Annotated in this window: 2 tRNA genes and 2 rRNA genes (1 of these 4 only partly in view); all 4 read right to left on the reverse strand. The window is 58.5% G+C overall.

From position 1 onward, the window contains the following. Nucleotides 1–876, reverse strand: a 23S ribosomal RNA gene (locus AB4112_RS35710); it reaches 1,864 nt to the left of the window's first position. A 300-nt stretch (nt 877–1,176) separates the two neighbouring features. Continuing rightward, nucleotides 1,177–1,252, reverse strand: a tRNA-Ala gene (locus AB4112_RS35715). Between the two features lie 13 nt (nt 1,253–1,265). After that, nucleotides 1,266–1,342 (reverse strand) — tRNA-Ile (locus AB4112_RS35720). Between the two features lie 183 nt (nt 1,343–1,525). Further along, nucleotides 1,526–3,011 (reverse strand): 16S ribosomal RNA (locus AB4112_RS35725). The 16S and 23S rRNA genes sit together here with 2 tRNA genes alongside, the layout of an rRNA operon. Nucleotides 3,012–3,337: the final 326 nt, after the last annotated feature.

Consider the following 3,337-nt stretch of genomic DNA (forward strand, 5'->3'; position numbering starts at 1 on the left):
GATCTCGCGATCCCCTAGCCCATCCAGTGCTCTACCCCCCGCGGTAATCATCCGACGCGCTACCTCAATAGCTTTCGCGGAGAACCAGCTATTTCCGAGTTTGATTGGCCTTTCACCCCTAGCCACAGCTCATCCCCGGCCTTTTCAACGGACGTGGGTTCGGTCCTCCAGCGGGTGTTACCCCGCCTTCAACCTGGCCATGGCTAGATCACCCGGTTTCGGGTCTAACGCGTGCAACTCTGACGCCCTATTCAGACTCGCTTTCGCTGCGCCTACACCTCTCGGCTTAAGCTCGCTGCACACGCTAAGTCGCTGACCCATTATACAAAAGGTACGCCGTCACGGGACAAGCCCGCTCCGACTGCTTGTAGGCATCCGGTTTCAGGTCTCTTTCACTCCCCTCGTCGGGGTGCTTTTCACCTTTCCCTCACGGTACTGGTGCACTATCGGTCACTGAGGAGTACTTAGGCTTGGAGGGTGGTCCCCCCATGTTCAGACAGGATTTCACGTGTCCCGCCCTACTCGAGGATCACATCCGGTTTACCCGTACGGGGCTATCACCCGCTATGGCCCGACTTTCCAGACGGTTCCGGTTATGTAGATGTGATCACTGGCCTGGTCCGCGTTCGCTCGCCACTACTAACGGAGTCTCGGTTGATGTCCTTTCCTCCGGGTACTGAGATGTTTCAGTTCCCCGGGTTCGCTTCCGTCACCTATGGATTCAGTGCCGGATACCGCTTGCGCGGTGGGTTTCCCCATTCGGAGATCTGCGGATCAAAGGGTGCTCGCCCCTCCCCGCAGCTTATCGCAGCGTGCCACGTCCTTCATCGCCTCTCAGTGCCAAGGCATCCACCAGATGCCCTTAAACGCTTGATCTCAGCTTCTTCTACAAGAGAAGCACCGCGCACAGAGGCAAGCACCCTACCGGGCCACTTGACCTGCCATACATCGACGCCTCTCCCCGCAGCCGGAACCACCTCTTGATCCATCCTCGACCAGCCGGAGCGAGAACTCCTTCGGTCAAAGACGGAGAGATCGTTCCGTCTTCGCATTCTCTTCACAATGTCCAATATCCGCGACCGCCGAAGCGATCTGCCGCAAACCCTGAGGCTTGCGATCCCATTCCTCCTCACGTTCCAGCTTTCTGCTCTCTATCCGTCTTCTCACACCGTGTCTTGGTGGAGGCGGACGGGATCGAACCGACGACCTCATGCTTGCAAAGCACGCGCTCTCCCAACTGAGCTACGCCCCCGGAAGACCTGTGATGGTGGGCCAGGGAGGATTTGAACCTCCGACCTCACGCTTATCAAGCGCGCGCTCTAACCAGCTGAGCTACTAGCCCGAAAGCAATTTCGATGACACGGACGGCCAACCGCCTCGCCGCCTGCAGCCAACCCAATCGGATCGGCGCCTGCTGCGCTGCTTCTGGCCAACCGGTCATCGGCTGGAACGGAGAAGGGATACGTGGCCGGCGGCTTTCAGCTTCGTTGCCGAAGCCTAGGCCCCCAATGTCGGGCATCCTTAGAAAGGAGGTGATCCAGCCGCAGGTTCCCCTACGGCTACCTTGTTACGACTTCACCCCAGTCGCTGATCTCACCGTGGCCGGCTGCCTCCATTGCTGGTTAGCGCACCGTCTTCGGGTAAAACCAACTCCCATGGTGTGACGGGCGGTGTGTACAAGGCCCGGGAACGTATTCACCGTGGCGTGCTGATCCACGATTACTAGCGATTCCAACTTCATGCACCCGAGTTGCAGAGTGCAATCCGAACTGAGACGGCTTTTGGGGATTAGCTCCAGGTCGCCCTTTCGCTGCCCATTGTCACCGCCATTGTAGCACGTGTGTAGCCCAACCCGTAAGGGCCATGAGGACTTGACGTCATCCCCGCCTTCCTCCGGCTTGTCACCGGCAGTATCTCCAGAGTGCCCAACTGAATGATGGCAACTGAAGAGGAGGGTTGCGCTCGTTGCGGGACTTAACCCAACATCTCACGACACGAGCTGACGACAGCCATGCAGCACCTGTGTGGAAGCCAGCCGAACTGAAGGACCCGATCTCTCAGGCCCATACTTCCCATGTCAAGGGTTGGTAAGGTTCTGCGCGTTGCTTCGAATTAAACCACATGCTCCACCGCTTGTGCGGGCCCCCGTCAATTCCTTTGAGTTTTAATCTTGCGACCGTACTCCCCAGGCGGTGTGCTTATCGCGTTAGCTGCGCCACCGAACAGCAAGCTGCCCAACGGCTAGCACACATCGTTTACGGCGTGGACTACCAGGGTATCTAATCCTGTTTGCTCCCCACGCTTTCGCGCCTCAGCGTCAATACCAAGCCAGGTGGCCGCCTTCGCCACTGGTGTTCTTCCCAATATCTACGAATTTCACCTCTACACTGGGAATTCCACCACCCTCTCTTGGATTCAAGCTCGCCCGTATCAAATGCAGTTCCCAGGTTGAGCCCGGGGCTTTCACATCTGACGCAACGAACCGCCTACGCGCCCTTTACGCCCAGTCATTCCGAACAACGCTTGCCCCCTTCGTATTACCGCGGCTGCTGGCACGAAGTTAGCCGGGGCTTCTTCTCCCACTACCGTCATCATCGTCGTGGGTGAAAGAGCTTTACAACCCGAAGGCCTTCATCACTCACGCGGCATGGCTGGATCAGGCTTGCGCCCATTGTCCAATATTCCCCACTGCTGCCTCCCGTAGGAGTCTGGGCCGTGTCTCAGTCCCAGTGTGGCTGGTCATCCTCTCAGACCAGCTACCGATCGTCGGCTTGGTGAGCCGTTACCTCACCAACTACCTAATCGGACGCGGGCCCCTCTTCCGGCGATAAATCTTTCACCCGGAGGTCGTATACGGTATTAGCCAAAGTTTCCCTTGGTTGTTCCGTACCAGAAGGTAGGTTCCCACGTGTTACTCACCCGTGCGCCGCTCCCCTTGCGGGGCGCTCGACTTGCATGTGTTAGGCCTGCCGCCAGCGTTCGTTCTGAGCCAGGATCAAACTCTCAGGTTCGACTTCAGATCCAGCCAGCCGAAGCCAACCAGACCCTACTATTGGAGCGCTCCACTCCGATCTTGCGACCGAAGCTGCACCTCTCACACCTGAGCCATCCTACCGAACCGGCTTGCACCGATCCGATACTCATAGCTCTACTAGCGTCCGAGATACCGCGCCCGCTTGTTTGTGCCTCCCACCAGAGACCAAACCGCCGGCCGCGTATCCCTTCTCCACTCTCGTCCAACTTGTCCAAGATCCGTGGCTCACCACTCGATTTCCCGAGCTTCAGAGCCGCATCCGCCCGCCGCGCCTTCCCCCTTCAAGGGACGGCCCGCCAGGGC

Source organism: Inquilinus sp. 2KB_23 (assembly GCF_052115705.1).
Taxonomy (GTDB): domain Bacteria; phylum Pseudomonadota; class Alphaproteobacteria; order DSM-16000; family Inquilinaceae; genus Inquilinus; species Inquilinus ginsengisoli_A.